Source organism: Melissococcus plutonius ATCC 35311 (assembly GCF_000270185.1).
GTDB classification, from domain to species: domain Bacteria; phylum Bacillota; class Bacilli; order Lactobacillales; family Enterococcaceae; genus Melissococcus; species Melissococcus plutonius.
Window position 1 is genome coordinate 483,245 of the sequence record NC_015516.1, and the last position, 19,291, is coordinate 502,535.

Consider the following 19,291-nt stretch of genomic DNA (forward strand, 5'->3'; position numbering starts at 1 on the left):
ATAGTTAACAGACAAGGGAGTAGACATAGTTGGAATTATCTTATCTTATTTTCTATATCAATTTTCTGTAAAAAAATCAATAGGTTACAAACGAATTTTAGCAATTATTTTAATACGAATTATTAAGCTGGAGGCATGGAAAAATGACAGTCAAGCGCATGATATTAAATGAAACAAGTTATTTTGGAAAAGGAGCTATTGCTGAGATTACAACAGAAGTTAAGAAACGCAACTTCAAGAAAGCTCTAGTTATTACGGACAAAGAATTAATGAAAGTTAATGTCGCTACAAAAGTGATTGCTATTTTAAAAGCTGCTAACTTAAATTATGAAATCTTTGATGGCGTTGTTCCAAATCCAACCATTGAAGATGTACAAGCTGGAGTTGCGGCTTGTAAGCAGGCTAAAGCTGATTATATTGTAGCGATTGGTGGTGGTTCACCGATCGATACTGCTAAAGCAATTGGGATTATTATAGAAAATCCAGAATTTTCTGATGTAATTAGTTTAGAAGGAGAAGTAAAAACACAAAAAGCTAGCTTACCCATTTTAGCAATACCAACTACTTCAGGAACAGCGGCTGAGGTTACGATTAATTATGTAATTACCGATGTAAAAAATCATCGTAAATTTGTTTGTATTGATTCTCATGATATTCCAGTAGTAGCTTTTGTTGATAGTGATATGATGATGGGAATGCCAAAAAATTTATGTGGGGCTACCGGTATGGATGCTTTAACCCATGCCATTGAAGGCTATATCACTAAAGGTGCTTGGGAAATGAGTGATATGTTCCATATTAAAGCCATTGAAATCATTGCAAGATCTTTACGAGATTCCTATGCAGGAAAACAACCGGCTAGAGAAGAAATGGCGTTAGGGCAATATATTGCTGGTATGGGATTTTCGAATGTTGGTTTAGGCTTGGTACATGGCATGGCGCATCCACTTAGCGCCTGGTATGATATTCCTCATGGTGTAGCTTGTGCTACCTTATTGCCATTAATTATGAATTATAATAAGGCATTTACCGGAGAGAAATATCGAGAAATTGCTATTAAATTTAAAGTTAAAGACGCAGAAATCTTACCTCTAGAAGAAGTTCGTGAAAGGGCGGTTGCTGCGGTCAAACAATTAAGCATTGATGTTGGTATTCCACAAAATCTGACAGAGCTTGGTGTTAAGAAAAAAGATATTCCAGAAATTGCTAAAGATGCCTTAAATGATGTTACTACACCCGGAAATCCAAGAGAAACAAATAGAGATGAAATTATTGAGTTATATCAAAAATATTATAAAAAAATTGGCTGATTGGGAATAATCAATCAGCTAATTTTTAGTTTTTTTATATCAAATAGACAATCTTCTGATATCTTATTTTTCTAATTATCCAATTCATGAATTTTAAATTCTTTATTTAAAATAAAAAGATAAAAAGATTTTTGATAGAAGTAATTTAAGATAGGATAAAATGACAAAACAATTATAAAAACGGAAATTAAATAATTTGCTAAAACTCATTAAAAAGCTAACTTAATTAAAATACAGGTAGTTTATTTTAATCAAAATATTTTAACGTACTATTTGTTAAAACAATAATTTGAATAAATAAGATAAATAGCTCGTCCATTTATTTGAAATAACTTGTTTTCTTTTCATTAGGTTGTATGTTTAAAAGATTTAATAATTACCAAGTTCTTGATATAGATATTTTTTCTATAAGGTAAGTAGCATAAATATCAATACTATTGATGTTTTTTAATTGTAAATGGATGCTTAAATGGGTTATTTTCTTTACTTAATAAAAGAGTGAAAACTAAATATATAAGATTTTTCACTCTTTTATTATAAAGTTGTTATTTAGGATGAACGATCTACCTACCTAGTTTTATTTGAATCTTCCTTTATTGTATCAATAATACGGTTTGTCCAAGAAAAATCTGTTTTTGTAATTGTATCATCGCCATATTTTTTCCCATCACGATCTATAGCATAGATAAACATGCCACCTTTTGGACCATCAATAGGTTGCCATTTCGCATATAGATAGGCATTACTTGTTTTAAATGGTTCATAGGCATCATACCAACGATTTTGGTCCTGTTCTTCAGGAAAGGTAATACCAGGTACAAATTTAGTAGCAGAAATTGTATTACGATAGGTTTGCCAGGTTTGATCAAGACTTTTAGTGTCTCTACCGTAAGCCTGTAAAAATAGATAATCAATTTGTGAAGCTATTTCTTTAAATAAATGGTGATTATCTTGATTTGTATCATAAATTAATAATTTTGGATGTGAGGTTTCTTGTTTTAATTTTCTATTGAGCGAATAAATAACATGAATGGCTTTTTCTTCTTGAGATGAAGTCAGATGAGCTTCCATATCAATATCAAGTCCATCTAAATTATAAGGAATAAGGTGTGTTTCAATTAATTTTTGGGCATAATCATCATATTCTTTTTGGGTGGGTGTTTGTTGCTTGCTTGGAACATCGTATATTTCTTCAATACCTAATGTTTTAATGACCTTTGTGCCACGTTTATGCAGAGTAGGCACATAAACATCATGAACAGTTTGCCAGGATTTTTCTTGATTCGTGCCTGGTTTCACGTAGTGAAACAAAGAAACAATATCTAGTCCACTAGGTAGGTCAGTCATTGAAATTACATTTTCATATGGCAAATCAGAATTTGCATTTTTTGGCATAGTGATATCTCGCCATATACGATAATAAGCCATAGTAATAGGTTGATGCCTTGTTTCTGCATGTGTGGTTAAATTAAACATTTCTATAAACATTCCAATAAAAATAAAACTAATAATCAACATTACTTTTTTCATCCAAATCCCTCCCCTATATTAGATAAGTATTATTATAAACCTAGTGAAAGCATGATGAGAACTAATCTGCTACCCAGACATTGATTTTTTGAATGACTAATTATTATTTTAGAAGTAAAAAATTTTTTAAACTTTATTTACAGAACAACAAATCAAGACAAATAATAGCATTTCTGCTATAATGACTACAATTTATAAATTTTAATATTCTGTTTCATTGGAAATTAAAACAATTTAAATAATTAAATTGTTTTAATCTTTTACTTTTAGTAAATATAAGAAAAATAACTATTAATTTTAAAAGTTAGTACATTTTAGCAGTTAAGGTAATAAAATAATTCTTAAGGTGAATTTATTTACCTTGATATGAAGCATATTTAATTTTGAAGCTAATAAAATCATAATTGGCTATTATATATCGACAGATCGAATTTTCTACAAAATTTACTAGAAAATGATTAAATCAAGAAATCATGCATGAACAACAATTTTATTACTTATAATTTTCTAAATGAAATGTAGTAAAAATAATCTTATAGAAATGAGTGTGGATTCATTAAAAAAAACAACGAACAAGATTAGTAGTGTTTGGTATATTAGGATTAATTATTATAATTGTTATTGGATTTATTATAGGCACCTATAATAGTTTGGCTTCTGAAGAAAATCAGGTAGATACCACTTGGTCTCAGGTGGAAAATGTTATGCAGCGAAGAGCAGATCTGGTTCCAAACTTGGTGAATAGTGTAAAAGGCAGTATGAAACAAGAACAGAAAGTTTTCAGTGATATTACTCAAGCTCGGAAAAATTATAATAACGCAAAATCGCCCAATGAAGAAGTGAAAGCAAATAACCAGTTGGATAGTAGTTTAGGACTTATGATCAATGTCATTCATGAAAATTATCCAAAACTAGCATCAAATGATAATGTCAAAACCTTAATGGTTCAGCTAGAAGGCACAGAAAATCGAATCTCTGTTGAAAGACGCAACTATATTCAAGAAGTAAATAATTATAATCAGAATATTGTACGTTTTCCCAAAAATATTGTAGCTCGATTGTTTGGATTTGAGAAAAAATCAAACTTTAAAGCAGACGAAAAAGCAAAAAAAGTTCCTAATGTTAATTTTGATTAGAGGATTATAAGTATGAAAAGTAATCATTCAGCAAACAATCCTATAGATCCTAAGATAGAAAAAATGAATCAATGGGTCAAAGAAAGATTTGATCAATTAGGTCGAATCAATCGGTGGCAGTTTTTATTCTATATCTTTTTTCTATTAATAACCATTTTTTTCCTTGGAATCTCTCTTTTGCCAACGAGTTATAAAAATCATTATCAAAAAGATCAGTTAAATTTAGAGAGACGTATTAGAAAAGCAGAAATTGAGCGGTCTGATATTTTAGCTGGTAAAAAACAACCTACCACAGCTTCCTTTAAAAAAGTATTGGATGATAACTTAGCTAATTTAGGAGACTATCCAAAAATAGAAGAAAATTATACAGTTACAATTAAAGATACCAATGAAAAAATCGTATTAAATCAGAATAATATTTTCATATCTGATAATGCAAATATTCTTAATCAAGCAATAAAAGATAAAGTTTATTATTTAAATAAACAATTAGCAGCTAGTACAAATGGAACACAACTTGAAGTAATTACGATCAATCATTTACCAGAAGGTGAAACGATAGAAAGTTATGCCAATAAACTTTTTAATCAACTTGGCATTGGAAATAAAAAAGAGAATAATGGTATTTTATATTTGATTTCAGTTGGAGATCGTAAATTTCATTTAGAGGTAGGATATGGATTAGAAAGTTTACTACCCGATGCTAAAGTAGATGATATTATTAATAATAGACAGGTCGTTGATGATTTTAAAAATGATAAATATAGTCAGGGAGTAGATCGAGTACTGGATAAGGTGTTTCCAATTATTAATTCAAAGACGGCTTTGGTTGATGCCATGATTGCAAATTTGCATGATGAGAAGCAACAAAAATAATTTAACTACCTAAGTGCTATTTTTATATCGTTTATTCTTTGTTTACTGAGTTTACTTTTTATTTATAAAAATAGGACTGTTCATCGACAATTGATTGATATGTATGGAAATTTTCTTATAACGATCAGGCATTTGAACCATTCTTCTTCACAGGAAGAGAAAATTCATCAAGTAAAACAAACAGCATTTTATCAATTGGCAGCAAGTGGTATTTTATTTCTCTATTCTGTCAAACAATTACAAAATGCTATTAAACGTGGTAAAATTTTTATTCAATTTCCTTCAGCCAAAAAGAAAGCATTTGGCCGTATACTTGTTGGCGATAAACTTTATTCCCATAAAGGAGAGATTCTGACAACCGCCTATCTTATTTCCCTCTATAATTCTGCTAATTGGTTTAACAAAGATAATAACCGAAGAGGCGGTGGTGGTTTTGGTGGCTTTGGAGGAGGTAGCAGTGGTGGTGGCTCATGGGGGGTCATTTGGAGGTGGTTCGTCTGGTGGTGGCGGTGCTTCTGGAGGTTGGTGACAATTTACAGGTCAAAATTTATTCATCATTATAAAGTACAGCTAAAATGATTTCTCTTTAGCTGTACTTTTTTAGCAATTATTAATCAGTATTTATTAAAAATTTTTATTTTTTCATTTGTTAAAAAATAATTAAATAATTCATTTCTACCAGGATTCGCTTTAGGATTTACCTATAAAAGTCACCTGGTCGTTTTATTAAATATGCATAGTAAAAAGCAATATTTAAAATTATTATTCATTTATTATTTGTTATAGAATTATTTTAATTCATTATTTTGCTAGAAAAACAGTCTTTGATATCCTCTTAGGTTATCGTTTTGTTTCTGCTTCCTGTTCAATTTGTTCTAGAGTACGTCCACGGGTTTCTGGTACAAAGAATTGAACAAATAAAACACCTAATAAACAAATAACACCAAAAATGGCAAAAACAATTTCTTGAGACATATGAGCTGTCATAATCGGAAAAAGTAGACCGACTAAAAATGAACCAAGCCAATTAAGAGAAGAAGCTAAGCCAGAAGCTCGTCCTCGAATAGAAAGTGGAAATATTTCTCCAACAATAACCCAAGTTAGTGGTGCCCAAGTAAATGAATAAAAGGCTACATAAAGAAAAAGGAAAAAGACAATTAAAAAATGATTGGTTGCCGATTTTACTAACATACTTATAACGGCTGGCAAAATGAAAGATAGGCACATCACAATACCACCAACTTCTAATAAGGTGCGTCAATTGAATTTATCGGCAATAACTAGAAAAAGCAGTGCACCAATAAGTGAAATGATTCCTTGAATAATTGGCCAAATCAAATCATCACTTGCTGCATGTACTGTAGCTTTTTGAACAATTAGTGGAATATAATAATAAATAGCATTTGCTCCTTGAAATTGCTGAAAAGCAGCTACACCAATTCCAGCAATAACAAGTGGGCGATACTTGTTTGTAAGTAGGGTTCTCCAACTGGTTGTATGTTGTGTTTGTTGTGTTTGTTTTGTGGTTGTCAAAATTTCATTTAATTCATTTGTTACTTCATTTGGCTTGCGAATATAACTTAATACTTGTTTAGCTTCATCTATTTTATTGATTTGTACTAAAAAACGTGGAGATTCAGGCAAGGCTAGAACACCTAAAAATAAGATTAATCCAGGAATTGAAGCGGCACCTAACATAAACCGCCAAGTGAATGTTCCTGGTAAATTTTTCAATAAATAATCAACAATATAAGAAGACAACATACCGATAACAATCATCACTTGGTTGATCCCTGAAAGCCTTCCACGTAAATTGGCAGGAGCCATTTCAGACATATAGGAAGGAACTAAGGCGGAAGCGGCACCAACTGCTAAGCCAAGGCCAATTCTAACAATAATTAAGTAATATTGTCCTTGATTTGGTGCAACAGCAGATAAAAGCGAACCTGCTATAAAAACAATTGAAGAAATTAGAATCATCTTACGACGACCAAACTTATCGGATAATGTACCAGCTAAAGCGCCACCAAAAATGGCACCTAACATAACTGAGGAGGTAATCCAACCGATAATTGCTGCATTGTGCGTCAAATGCCAATCAATTTGCAAAAAAGGAAGGACACCTGTCATAACACCAATATCGTAGCCAAACAATATGCCGCCAAATGCACCAAAAAAATAAATGTAAGTGGCAGAAATTTTTTTCTCTTTTTTCATTTCTTATCACTCCTTACAAGTAATAAAATAGGCTGGTTTCACTTTTTTTGCAAATGATTGCACTTTACTAATATGTACGTACATAAAATGGCTTTTTTGATTAAATTTCTATTTATCTATTGACATGTACGTACAAAAAGTTTACATTTTAAATGTAAGCGCTAATCAAAAAGCAAGCTAAATAGATGATTGACAGAAAGAAGGGATATATTTATATAAATTAAAAAGTCAAAAAAGAGAATTTGTTAATGAATTAAAATGCTTTATTTTGTTTGTTAATAACTCTAGTATTTAGCAATGTATCAATCGAAAAAGCATGAAGAAAACTGTTGATTTGTCAATTGAAAGCAATAATGGCATGATAGATAGGAAGATTGCCTTTGAGTAGATTGGGTAATCTTGGCGACTGATTTAGCTATATTCCAATAAAATTACTTAATGGATAGGTCGATAGGTCAATCATTAAATTTTCATGGGCAGTGGACATAAACAGTATATAGATAATAAATCTAGGAAAGATTAATATGTAATTCTCATGAAATACTATTTTAACCAATAAAAAGGAGTGGGAGAAATGTTGAAAATTGATAAAAAAGAATTTTGGTTTGTTGTAGGATCACAATATCTATATGGAGAAGAAGCACTTGGCTATGTGAAAGATGATGCAGAAAAAATCGTATCAAGCTTGAATGCTTCTGGTAAGCTACCTTATCCGATTGTTTTAAAGGATTTAGCAATAACTTCAGATATGATCACTCATATCATAAAAGAAGTAAATTATCGGGACGAAGTGGCTGGTGTTATCACTTGGATGCATACATTTTCACCCGCAAAAATGTGGATTCGTGGAACAAAACTGTTACAAAAACCTTTACTACATCTAGCAACACAATTTAATGAAAGTATTCCATGGCAAACGATTGATATGGATTTTATGAATTTAAATCAATCTGCCCATGGAGATAGAGAATATGGATTTATTAATGCTCGTCTTAAAAAACAAAATAAAACTGTAGTAGGCTATTGGCAAGACAGTAATGTGCAACAACAAATTGCTGATTGGATGGATGTAGCAGTTGCCTATGATGAAAGCTTTAATATTAAGGTTGCTCGTTTTGGTGATAATATGCGAAATGTAGGTGTAACAGAAGGGGATAAAGTAGAGGCACAAATCCAATTCGGTTGGGTCGTTGATTATTATGGTATTGGAGATCTTGTCAAAGTTATTGATGCCGTTTCTGAGGAAGAAGTCAATGCCTTATTTGATGAATATAAAAAATTATATGATTTTGACTATTGGGATTATGATCACACAATATGGGAAGCACATGTTAAAGTACAGGCACGTCAAGAAATTGGGTTAAGTCGTTTCTTGGAACAAGGTGGATATAATGCATTTACCTCAAACTTTGAAGACCTATATGGGATGCAACAACTACCTGGTTTAGCCGTTCAACGTTTAATGGAAAAAGGTTATGGATTTGCTGGTGAGGGAGACTGGAAAACTGCAGCGATTGATCGTTTATTAAAAGTTATGTCTCATAATCAAAATACCGGTTTCATGGAAGATTATACGTATGAATTGACACCTGGAAAAGAAGCAATTTTAGGTTCACATATGTTGGAAGTAGATCCAACTCTAGCAGTCAATAAACCAAAAATTGTTGTTTCACCACTATCTATGGGAAATCGTGAAGATCCGGCACGTTTAGTCTTTGATGGTAAGGCGGGAAATGGTGTCGTGGTATCGATGGCCGATTTTGGAACACATTATAAGTTATTAGTGAATGAAGTTTCGGCATTTGAACCAACTGAGGCAGCACCTCATCTACCTGTTGCCCGTGTATTATGGAAAGTAAAGCCAAGTTTTCATGAAGGTGTTCAATCTTGGATTGAAACAGGTGGAGGTCACCATACAGTCATCTCATTAAATCTGACAACCGATCAAATTGAAACTTGGGCAAAACTCGTTAATTTGGAAACCGTTATTATTAAATAAATCGTAGTATAAGTTTGATATTTCTTAATATTTTATAAAAAGTTAGGAGTACATGCATGACAAAATATGACTCAAAAGAATATTTGGCAAAATTAGATGCCTTCTGGCGTGCAGCCAATTATATTTCGGTTGGACAACTCTATCTAAAAGATAATCCATTGCTGGATCGACCGATTGAAACAACAGATGTAAAAGTCCATCCAATTGGACATTGGGGAACAATTTCCGGCCAAAATTTTATCTATGCTCATTTGAATCGAGTAATAAATAAATATGATTTAAATATGTTCTATGTTGAAGGGCCCGGTCATGGTGGACAGGTCATGGTGGACAGGTCATGGTATCTAATTCTTATTTAGATGGCAGCTATACAGAAATTTATCCAGAAATCACAGAAGATAAAGAAGGTTTAAAAAAATTATTTAAACAATTTTCTTTTCCAGGCGGAATTGCTTCACATGCTGCACCAGAAACACCTGGTTCTATCCATGAAGGTGGTGAATTAGGGTACAGTATTTCTCATGCTACTGGAGCTATTTTGGATAATCCAGATGTCATTGCCGCAACGGTTGCTGGTGATGGTGAGGCTGAAACAGGTCCCTTATCAGCAGGATGGTTTGCGAATACTTTTATTAATCCAGTTAACGATGGGGCAATTTTACCTATTTTATATTTGAACGGTGGAAAAATTTCTAATCCAACAATTTTAGAACGAAAAAGTGATGAAGAATTGACGAAATATTTTGAAGGAATGGGATGGAAACCTTATTTCGTTGAAGGAACAGTACCTGATGAAGTTCACCCGCTTATGGCTAAAATTTTAGATCATATCATAGAAGAAATTAAAGATATACAAAAAGAAGCACGTAAAGATAAAGCAGAAAATGCGAAAATGCCGCATTGGCCAATGTTGATTATGCGAACACAAAAAGGATGGACTGGCCCAAAAATATGGGATGATGAGAAAATTGAAGGCACTTTCCATGCTCACCAGGTACCAATTCCAGTAGATGCAGAACATATGGAACATATTGATGCTTTGGTAGACTGGTTAAAGAGTTATCATCCAGAAGAACTATTTGATAAAAATGGCACATTAAAACCCGAATTGAAAGAACTTGCACCAAAGGGAGATCGCCGAATGGCGAAAAATCCAATTACAAATGGCGGACTAGATCCCAAGCCTTTGAAAATGAATGGTTGGGAACAACATGCTATTGATACTTCTACTCCTGGAATGGTAACTGCTCAAGATATGATCGTATTTGGCAATTATGTAGAAGATCTTATTAAAGCGAATCCAACAAATTTTCGAATTTTTGGACCAGATGAAACAAAATCAAACCGGTTAAATAAGGTATTTGATAGTACAGATCGTCAATGGATGGAGCCAATATCTAATACTGATGAATGGCAATCTTCTGTTGGACGTGTCATTGATGGTCAACTATCTGAACATCAAGCAGAAGGATTTTTAGAAGGCTATATTTAACCGGACGACACGGATTTTTTGCTAGTTATGAGTCATTTTTGCGAGTTGTTGATTCAATGTTAACACAGCATTTTAAATGGTTACGTAAAGCAAAAGAACAATCCTGGCGTAAAGAGTATCCAGCATTAAATATAATTGCTACTTCTACGGTTTTTCAGCAAGATCATAATGGCTATACCCATCAAGATCCTGGTATTCTAACACATCTAGCTGAAAAGAAAGCCGAATATATTCGTGAATATCTACCTGCTGATGCTAATTGTTTAATGGCTGTTATGGATAAGGCATTTCAAGAAAATGAAGTCATTAATTTGATTGTTTCAAGTAAACATCCACGGCCACAATTTTATTCAGTAACAGAAGCAAAAGAATTAGTTGATAAAGGAGTAAAAGTAATCGACTGGGCAAGTAATGATGAAGGTCAAACACCAGATATTGTTATTGCAGCTTCAGGAACTGAACCAAACCTAGAAGCATTAGCAGCTATAACGTTATTAAATAAAGAATTTATTGATTTAAAGATTCGTTTTGTTAATGTTGTTGATATTTTAAAATTGCGACACCCATCTATTGATCCACGTGGATTAACAGATGAGGAATTTGATGCAATTTTTACGAAAGATAAACCAATTGTTTTTGCTTTCCATGGTTTTGAAGGATTAATTCGTGATATTTTCTTCAGTCGTTCAAATCATCAATTATTTGTTCATGGCTATAGAGAAAAAGGCGATATAACAACTCCTTTTGATATGCGTGTCCTGAGTGAAATGGATCGCTTCCATCTTGCAAAAGACGTAGCCGATAAAGTTTACAACGAACAGGCTGCCGATTTTATGAACCGAATGGATGAGATATTAGCTTTCCATCATCAATATATTCGTAAGAATGGAATTGATATACCTGAAGTAGTCAATTGGAAATGGGAAGATTTAAGGAAAAAAACAATTTGCTTTAATTAAATAGAATAACGGCTTCTTCTAAAATTATTTTAGAAGAAGCCGTTATTCTATTTAATTAAAGTTTAGTATGATTATTATAAAATAAACCTTGATTAGTATAATGATTTTAAAAATTATGTTTTAATACCTAAATAAATAGATAATAGATAAAAAGAAAATAGGTGTTTTGTATTAATTTTAGCTAGAATTGGCCGAACTGCTATTAATAAACCTAGTACAACAATAATTGAAAAGAAAAGTGTTAAATTGTTCCATTCAAATTGTGCCTTTTCAGATAAATCAAAATGTACATTAACTTTCAATAGAAGTGTTGCAATAAACATACAAAATAAAAAAACTATTAAAAAGCAATAAGCTGTTTTTAAAAAAATAAATTATTTTTTTAGTCATCAATCACTTTCATTGCTCCCTTGTTTAATGTCATTTTAATGATAATAAATGACTCTAAAAATAACGAGTTTTTTATGCAATAACTTATTAAATAATGACTCTATTGTTTTGATTTTAAGATCAATATTTTTATTTTGTTTTGAAAAAGAATAAATCATATAAATTAACATAACTTTTTGAATAATAGTTAATAATTAAATATCGTATTATTAATTTAGTTATATTGAGATGATTCATTTTTTATTAATATCTAAAATTTGTTTATTACTCTATCGTAAAGAGATTATCACAATTATTTTTAATAGTATAAATTTTAAGATATTTGAATTTTGAGAATAATTTCAAGTTAAATAAAAAATTTTTACATAAGGTAATTAATTGAAGTGCAGAATTATTTTTTAATTGTAGTTAAATAATTGTTGACAAAAAATTATCTGTATTTTATGATTAAGTCAATTAGAATAATTTAGATGCTGATTGAAACGAAGTAGTGATAAAGCCACTGTCTCAGAAAACTAGTGGAAAATGTGAACTAGTACATGCTTTAAAGCGAATTACATTTCATGAGTTTTGGCAAAATGCCACGTGACAGCGTTAAATGTTTGAGAGATATGTTTTATTTAAACATATAATTTGGGTGGTACCGCGTCTTTTCGTCCCTTGACTTTGTCAAGGGACTTTTTTTATATCATCTTTTAAATGAAATAACTCTTAAACATAATATACTGTTATATAGTATTTTGCTTTCATAAAAAATAGGAGGGTTTAGTATAATGAACATTATTGATGAATTAACTTGGCGTGATGCGATCAATCAACAAACCGATGCACAAGGATTACGAGAGCAAACAGAAGAGGCGAGTATTTCGCTTTATTGTGGTGTCGATCCAACGGGAGATTCCATGCATATTGGACATTTAATTCCTTTCATGATGATGAAAAGATTCCAATTAGCTGGACATCATCCTTATATTTTAATTGGTGGAGGAACCGGAACAATTGGTGATCCAAGTGGTAGAAAGACAGAACGTGTTTTGCAAACAATGGAGCAAGTACAACATAATGTCGATTCATTAACAAAACAAATGCTTAAGCTTTTTGGTAAAGATGCAAATGTTACTTTTGTAAATAACTATGACTGGCTATCAAAAATTTCATTACTAGAATTTTTGAGAGACTATGGTAAAAATTTCAATATTAATACAATGTTGGCAAAAGATATTGTTGCTAGTCGGTTGGAAGTAGGAATTTCATTTACTGAATTTACTTACCAAATTTTACAATCAATCGATTTTTTACACTTATATAAAACTTTTAATGTTCAATTACAAATTGGTGGAGCAGATCAGTGGGGAAATATAACTGCTGGTTTAGACTTAATTCGTAAATTGGAAGGCCCAGAAACAAATGTCTTTGGGTTGACTATCCCATTAATGTTAAAAGCAGATGGAACAAAATTTGGTAAAACGGCTGGTGGTGCTGTTTGGTTGGATGCCAAGAAAACATCACCTTTTGAATTCTACCAATTTTGGTTAAATCAAGATGATCGTGACGTTGTAAAATATCTTAAATTTTTCACCTTCCTTTCACAAGCTGAAATTGAAGAATTAGCTGAAAAAATAAAAACAAACCCAGAAAAACGGGAGGCACAACGACGTTTAGCAGAAGAAGTGACTAGATTTGTGCATAGTCAAGAAGAATTGGCAGAAGCACAAAAAATAACTGCTGCTTTATTCTCAGGAAATATTAAAGAATTAAATGCTCAAGAAATTGAACAAGGATTTGAAAAGATGCCAACTGTTGAAATTTCAAGTAAACCAGAAAATATTGTAGACATGCTTATTTCTACAAAAATTGAACCATCTAAACGTCAAGCGCGTGAAGATATTTCAAATGGTGCAATTAGTATTAATGGTGATAAAGTAACAGATTTGGAAGCCACAGTTGATCCAACTAGTCATTTTGATGGCAAATTTGTTGTTATTCGAAAAGGTAAGAAAAAATATTTTTTAGCTAAAGTCGTTAATTAATATTTATTGCTTATCTTATCATTGAAATTAAAAAGTAAACCATAAATTTCAACTCCTAAAAATAATTTTTTCTTATTTGATACACATAAGTGGGAAAAATAATTTGGTCTCCTAGTGTTTTATTAAGCCATAATTCCATTCTAAAAAAGCGTCTTATTTTACAGAACTTATGGATGAGTATAACCTTGAACTTAATAAATTAAATAATTTTTAGGAGGAATTTTTATGGGAAAATCATTGCCGAAAGATTTGAATTTACATGCATTATTTATTGGAGACAAAGCAGAAAATGGTGATCTTTATAAAAAATTATTAAATGACTTGGTTGATGAACATTTAGGTTGGCGCCAAAATTATATGCCGCAAGATACTCCGGTGATTACACCAGAAGAACAAAGTTCAGAAAATTTCGAAAATACTGTCAATCATATGAAGAATGTATTAGCAGAGATTTCTTCACGCCTTCGTACAGACTCAGTTCCCTGGCATAGTGCAGGTCGTTATTGGGGACATATGAATTCGGAAACCTTGATGCCGGCAATTTTGGCTTATAACTTTGCTATATTATAGAATGGGAATAACGTAGCTTATGAATCATCACCTGCAACTAGCCAAATGGAAGAAGAAGTGGGGCTAGAATTTGCCCAACTTATGAGCTATAAAAATGGTTGGGGTCATATTGTTGCCGATGGTTCTATTGCAAATTTAGAAGGACTCTGGTATGCCCGTAATATTAAATCTTTACCTCTTGCAATGAAAGAAGTTATGCCTGAACTAGTCTCTGATAAAGATGAATGGGCATTAATGAATATGTCAACTGAAGAAATTTTGGATCGACTGGAAAAAGTGCCAGATAAAATTGAAGAAATAAAAACTCATTCGGCACGCAGCGGAAAAAATCTAGAAAAATTAGGCAAATGGCTAGTTCCACAAACAAAGCACTATTCTTGGTTAAAAGCAGCCGATATTATCGGTATTGGATTAGATCAAGTAGTATCTGTTCCGGTCGATCATAATTATCGAATGGACATTAAAGAGCTTGAAAGAATCATCCGTGAACTTGCAGACCAAAAAATTCCAATTCTTGGTGTAGTTGGTGTGGTTGGATCAACTGAGGAAGGCGCAGTTGATGAGATAGATAAAATCGCAATTCATGATATTAACCGTACTGTAAATCTGCGAGAAAAATTAGCAAAAGACAATATTTATTTTTATTTGCATGTGGATGCTGCTTATGGTGGTTATGGTCGTGCAATTTTCTTAGATGAAAATAATAATTTCATTCCTTATAACAACTTAAAAGATGTTTATTATGAAAACGGTGTCTTTACTGATAAGGGAGATCATATTTCTGAGGAAGTTTATTATGACTATAAGGCAATTGAAGAAGCTGAATCTGTAACCATTGACCCACACAAAATGGGTTATATTCCATATTCAGCTGGGGGTATTGTTATTAAAGATATTCGTATGCGTGATGTTATTTCTTATTTTGCAACCTATGTATTTGAGAAGGGAGCAGATATTCCAGCCCTATTAGGTACCTATATCTTAGAAGGATCAAAAGCTGGAGCAACTGCTGCAAGTGTTTGGGCAGCTCATAGGGTATTGCCTTTGAATATTAGTGGGTATGGTAAATTAATTGGTTCAGCTATTGAGGGAGCACAGCGCTTCTATCATTTCTTAGATGATTTATCATTTAATATCAATGGTAAAGAAATTGAAGTTCATCCATTAACATTCCCTGATTTTAACATGGTTGATTATGTGTTTAAAGAAAAAGGGAATGATGACTTAGTTGCAATGAATAAATTAAACCATGATGTTTATGATTATTCTTCTTATGTGAAAGGAAGTATTTACAGTAATGGTTTCCTAACTTCACATACCGATTTTGCTATACCAGACTATGGAAACAGTCCATTAAAATTTGTAAACAATTTAGGTTTTTCAAATGAAGAATGGCAGCGCGCTGGTAAGGTCACTATTTTAAGAGCTAGCGTTATGAGTCCTTATATGAATCAGGAAGAAACATTTAATGAATATAAAGAAAAAATTAAAGTAGCTATCCAAGAAAAATTGGAAAAAATATATTCTGAATAAAAATATGACGATAAAATATCCATCTTTTATCACTTGTTTGAATAAAATATTAGACTATACGATAAAATAAAATAGAAGTTGATGAAAAATATTGGATAGCAAGTGTCTATTGAAGTTTCACTTAATTTTTAGTTAAGTCACTTTTATTTTTAAGTCGCAGGAAAGTTAGAAAAAATTTTCCCTTTAAATTTTTTCTAGCTGGCAAAGAGCAATGCAAAGGGATTATGAACGAATCTTAGAAGATTTCTAAATAAAAATCATTTTTTAGTTACTTCTAAGATTTGTTTTTAAGCAGAGCTTATCTAATATTAAGGAGTGGTTCAAAAGTGAGTAAATCTGAAGTAAATAAAATAAGTCTGGGAACTTTTGTTGGATTGACAATGGCTTTATGTGCAACTGTTCGTAGTATTCCAACATTAGCAGCAGTAGGCTGGACTTTGATTTTTTATTCAATTTTTGCCGTTTTATTTTTTGCTGGTCCTATTTCAATGATATCAGGAGAGTTTGCAACCATGCTGCCACAGGAAGGTGGACCTCAGTTATGGGTTAAAACAGCTCTTGGAGGAAAATGGGGATTTGTTGTTGCCTGGCTGTTATGGGTTCAAATGTTTCCTGGGATGGTGATGGTAGCTTCAACACTAGGCCCATTATTGGGAAATACATTTGGAAATGTGGCTTTGGGGAACAATCACTGGTTTGTGCTTGGTTGTATTTTGATTATTTATTGGATTATCACATTTTTAAATATAAAATTTGATATGGCAAAAGTCGGCGGAAATATTGGTGTTTGGTTAGGCGTTTACATTCCAGTTATCGTAATGTTGGTTTTAGGTTTACTTTCAGCTTTTAAGGTTGGTTTATTGTCGAATGGTTATTTAGGTAATTTTAGTTTGTCGAAAACAATTCCTGATTTGCAACATATCGATTCTTTAAAATATTTAGCAGGAATTACATTTATTTTCGTGGGAATTGAAATGAGTTCTGTTTATATGCCTCGATTAAAAGATGCTACTAAAAATTATACCAAGGGTGTGTTCATTGCCTTGATTGGTTTAGTATTATTAAATGTAATTAATGCATTATTTGTAGAAAATGTAGTACCAGATGGAAAATTAGAGTTAGCAAATATTACACAATCTATTCTAATTTACTGTAATATTTTAGGATTACCAGAAATTATTGGTAATATCTTTAGTTTTATGGTTTTTATTGGAGTATTACTTCAATTGTCTGCTTGGGTAACGGGTCCTTCAAAAACAATTATTCAAGTTGCACGTGAAGGTTTCTTACCACCAAAATTTGGTTTCTATAGAGAAAATAAATTTGGTGTTTCTAGAAATGTTGTTTTAACACAATCTGTCGTTATTTCACTATTTGCATTATTGTATGGTGTCATGGATGATGTCAGTACCGTATTTTTAATTTTAACAAATGCAACAACAATTATTTATTGTATTGTCTATATCTTAATCGCTATTTCCATCATTGTTATGAGAAAAAATCAACCAGATAGGGAGCGTCCTTATCGAATAGGTAAATCAGGCAATGGGCTTGTTTGGTTAGTAAGCTGTATGCTGATTTTATCTATCGTTATAGTAATTGCTGCTACATTAATTACAGGAACGCTTGTGAATGGTTTGTTGGTTGGAATTATTACATTAGTGATGTTTGTAATTCCTTTGATTATTAATTCTTATAAGAAAGACTGGTGGAAAACAACAATAGATAAGGATTTAGATAGATAATTAATAATAGAAGTATTTTGTTGTATTTTAATGAAGAACTTCCTGTCAAAAATAATATATTATTGGCAGGATGTTCTGAATTTTATGATGAGGATGAGGGATGAAATGAATAAAAAAATCTCATTAAAAGAATGTATTAGTGTTTTGATTATTATGTTGGCTATTTTAGGAATACTTATTATTGGTTTCCATTTAACGCCACATATTCCAATCTTGGTTGTCTTTACATTGCTATTATTTTATGGACGCTTTCGGTCATTTACTTGGGATGAAATTCATGATGGGATTGTAAACGGTATAACACTAGGAATTATTCCAATTATTATATTTTTATTAATTGGTGTTTTGGTAGCTTCTTGGATCTTGTCTGGTACAATTCCAACCATTATGGTTTATGGATTCAAAATTATTTCTGTTCGATTTTTCTTACCAACAGTTTTTCTTGTATGTGCTATTGTTGGTGTGACTGTGGGTAGTTCATTTACAACTATTTCAACAGTTGGCATTGCATTTTTAGGCATTGGCTATATTTTAGGTTTTAATGATGCTATGACTGCTGGTGCGGTCGTTTCTGGGGCATTTTTAGGCAATAATATTTCACCGTTGTCTGACACAACAAATTTAGCTGCAGGTATTGGTAATATAAATTTATTTGAACATATTGAGAATATGGTATTTACTGATTTACCTGCATTTGTTATATCACTGGTTGGTTATTTCTTTTTGGGAAATAGTAATAAAACGGCTAACCTATCAAGCATTGATTCAATGGTAAAAAACATGCAGCTTAATTTTTGGGTTTCATTTTGGACATTAATTCCATTAATCATTTTGTTTGCAATGGCCATTAAACGAATTCCGGCTATCCCTACCTTATTAGTTGGTTCGCTTTCAGCGATTATCTTAGCGTTTATTCATGATCCAAAACTAACAATTCCCAAAGTAGCTGATACATTGATGAACGGTTATGTAGCCCACACTTCAGACCAAAAATTAAATGTCCTACTTTCACGTGGTGGCATTGTTAGTATGTTAAATTCTGCTAGTCTAATTATCTTGGCCTTGGCATTAGGTGGATTACTTATTAAGTTTGAAATTGTTGGAACTATCGTTCAAGAATTAAAAGAAAAAATGAATCGTTCTTCTCGTTTAATTGGTTTTACGGCATTAAGTAGTATTGGAATTAACTTAATTGTTGGTGAACAGTATTTATCTATCATTTTACCGGGTGAAACTTTCAAAAAATCTTTTGACCAAGCTTGTTTAGATAAAAAATACTTAACCAGAACACTTGCTGATTCTGGCGTCGCTGTGAATGCATTAATTCCTTGGGGAGTAAGTGGTACATTTATTATGGGAACCTTAAAGGTTGGTGCTTTATCGTATGGACCCTTTGCCTTTTTCCCAATACTTGCACCAATTTTAACCATCTTGGTTGGATTTACGTTGAATAATAAACAAACAAAAAAAGCTAAATAAAAAAGTAAAAGATGAGATAAAAATC

At 31.8% G+C, this 19,291-nt stretch carries 10 protein-coding genes, 3 pseudogenes and 1 other annotated feature; of the genes and pseudogenes, 10 read left to right on the forward strand and 3 right to left on the reverse strand.

The window, feature by feature from the left end; genetic code table 11:
* The first annotated feature begins 143 nt into the window (after positions 1-143).
* Positions 144-1,310 carry a lactaldehyde reductase gene (fucO, locus tag MPTP_RS02025; RefSeq protein WP_013773369.1) on the forward strand — a complete coding sequence of 389 codons (1,167 nt, stop codon included), beginning with the start codon at positions 144-146 and terminating at the stop codon, positions 1,308-1,310.
* Positions 1,311-1,877: 567 nt separating this feature from the next.
* On the opposite strand, the gene MPTP_RS02030 is transcribed toward fucO, so the two are convergent.
* Entirely contained in the window at positions 1,878-2,840 is a 963-nt protein-coding gene (locus tag MPTP_RS02030) for an EndoS/ChiA family endoglycosidase (RefSeq protein ID WP_013773370.1), read from the reverse strand.
* Positions 2,841-3,424: 584 nt separating this feature from the next.
* On the opposite strand from MPTP_RS02030, the gene MPTP_RS02035 reads away from it, so the two are divergent.
* From MPTP_RS02035 to MPTP_RS09860, 3 genes are all read left to right on the forward strand, one after another.
* Positions 3,425-3,976, forward strand: a complete 552-nt coding sequence (locus tag MPTP_RS02035; protein WP_013773371.1) for a LemA family protein — start codon at positions 3,425-3,427, stop codon at positions 3,974-3,976.
* A 12-nt stretch (positions 3,977-3,988) separates the two neighbouring features.
* Positions 3,989-4,852, forward strand: a complete 864-nt coding sequence (locus MPTP_RS09855) for a TPM domain-containing protein (protein ID WP_013773372.1) — start codon at positions 3,989-3,991, stop codon at positions 4,850-4,852.
* 99 nt (positions 4,853-4,951) lie between these two features.
* Positions 4,952-5,431, forward strand: coding sequence for a hypothetical protein (locus MPTP_RS09860; RefSeq protein ID WP_013773373.1), 480 nt, complete (start codon positions 4,952-4,954; stop codon positions 5,429-5,431).
* A gap of 261 nt (positions 5,432-5,692) precedes the next feature.
* Here the strand turns inward: MPTP_RS09860 and MPTP_RS02045 are convergent.
* Positions 5,693-7,069, reverse strand: a pseudogene (locus MPTP_RS02045) (sugar porter family MFS transporter).
* 574 nt (positions 7,070-7,643) lie between these two features.
* Here MPTP_RS02045 and araA point away from each other — a divergent pair.
* Complete coding sequence (gene araA / locus MPTP_RS02050; protein WP_041363467.1) at positions 7,644-9,068, forward strand: L-arabinose isomerase; 1,425 nt, start codon at positions 7,644-7,646, stop codon at positions 9,066-9,068.
* Positions 9,069-9,124: 56 nt separating this feature from the next.
* Positions 9,125-11,519: pseudogene (locus tag MPTP_RS02055) on the forward strand (phosphoketolase family protein).
* Positions 11,520-11,632: 113 nt separating this feature from the next.
* Here the strand turns inward: MPTP_RS02055 and MPTP_RS02060 are convergent.
* Positions 11,633-11,842, reverse strand: a complete 210-nt coding sequence (locus MPTP_RS02060; protein ID WP_013773380.1) for a hypothetical protein — start codon at positions 11,840-11,842, stop codon at positions 11,633-11,635.
* A 531-nt stretch (positions 11,843-12,373) separates the two neighbouring features.
* Positions 12,374-12,573: a binding site (T-box leader), on the forward strand.
* A gap of 109 nt (positions 12,574-12,682) precedes the next feature.
* On the opposite strand from MPTP_RS02060, the gene tyrS reads away from it, so the two are divergent.
* The 4 genes and pseudogenes from tyrS (at position 12,683) to nhaC (ending at position 19,266) form a co-directional block, all read left to right on the forward strand.
* Positions 12,683-13,939 (forward strand): tyrosine--tRNA ligase, encoded by a 1,257-nt coding sequence (tyrS, locus tag MPTP_RS02065; RefSeq protein WP_013773381.1) that lies wholly within the window; start codon positions 12,683-12,685, stop codon positions 13,937-13,939.
* Between the two features lie 225 nt (positions 13,940-14,164).
* A pseudogene (gene tdc / locus MPTP_RS02070) lies at positions 14,165-16,042 on the forward strand (tyrosine decarboxylase).
* A gap of 326 nt (positions 16,043-16,368) precedes the next feature.
* Complete coding sequence (tyrP, locus tag MPTP_RS02075) at positions 16,369-17,787, forward strand: tyrosine-tyramine antiporter (RefSeq protein WP_013773382.1); 1,419 nt, start codon at positions 16,369-16,371, stop codon at positions 17,785-17,787.
* Positions 17,788-17,892: 105 nt separating this feature from the next.
* On the forward strand, positions 17,893-19,266 hold the full coding sequence (gene nhaC, locus MPTP_RS02080; protein WP_013773383.1) for a Na+/H+ antiporter NhaC: 1,374 nt from the start codon (positions 17,893-17,895) through the stop codon (positions 19,264-19,266).
* The last annotated feature ends 25 nt before the right edge of the window (positions 19,267-19,291 follow it).

Bases quoted from the DNA above. Each gene is read 5' to 3' on its own strand.
- fucO (WP_013773369.1), top strand. From the start codon at position 144: ATGACAGTCAAGCGCATGATATTAAATGAAACAAGTTATTTTGGAAAA.
- MPTP_RS02030 (WP_013773370.1), bottom strand. From the start codon at position 2,840: ATGAAAAAAGTAATGTTGATTATTAGTTTTATTTTTATTGGAATGTTT.
- MPTP_RS09855 (WP_013773372.1), top strand. From the start codon at position 3,989: ATGAAAAGTAATCATTCAGCAAACAATCCTATAGATCCTAAGATAGAA.
- MPTP_RS09860 (WP_013773373.1), top strand. From the start codon at position 4,952: ATGTATGGAAATTTTCTTATAACGATCAGGCATTTGAACCATTCTTCT.
- araA (WP_041363467.1), top strand. From the start codon at position 7,644: ATGTTGAAAATTGATAAAAAAGAATTTTGGTTTGTTGTAGGATCACAA.
- MPTP_RS02060 (WP_013773380.1), bottom strand. From the start codon at position 11,842: ATGTTTATTGCAACACTTCTATTGAAAGTTAATGTACATTTTGATTTA.
- tyrS (WP_013773381.1), top strand. From the start codon at position 12,683: ATGAACATTATTGATGAATTAACTTGGCGTGATGCGATCAATCAACAA.
- nhaC (WP_013773383.1), top strand. From the start codon at position 17,893: ATGAATAAAAAAATCTCATTAAAAGAATGTATTAGTGTTTTGATTATT.